Genomic DNA, 316 nt, shown 5'->3' with positions numbered 1-316 from the left:
AAAGCCGGGTCCACCACGCCGCCGCCAGACATGCCGCTCCCTGTGCCACGAGCAAGACCGGCCGACCGGCATCCAGCACGGCCCGGTCGAGGTGCGATGCCGTCAGCTTGCGGTCGGCCGATGTGTCGGCGCGCAACGGGATGTGCCGGGCCGGCATCGGCGAGAGCCGCGACAGGAACGAACGATCCGCGTCGCCCAGTACGACGAGGTCCAGCGGCTGGGAAAGCAGGGCGATACCGGCCATGAGCGTTCCTTCCAGATCAGGATCGCCCTGCCGTCGCGATCGTCCGTAAAGAGCGTAGCGGCGGCGACCGGA

Annotated in this window: 1 protein-coding gene; it reads right to left on the bottom strand. The window is 69.3% G+C overall.

Annotation, left to right across the window (positions count from 1 at the left end; all coding sequences use genetic code 11):
- Nucleotides 1-244, bottom strand: a 244-nt coding sequence (locus AC0IYH_RS30495) for a hypothetical protein (protein WP_471837892.1), incomplete at its 3' end; no start/stop codon positions are given.
- Nucleotides 245-316: the final 72 nt, after the last annotated feature.

This window comes from Pseudomonas sp. AC463 (assembly GCF_979253585.1).
The sequence above is the reverse complement of the archived record's forward strand: the minus strand, read 5'-3'. Positions and strand labels throughout refer to the sequence as shown.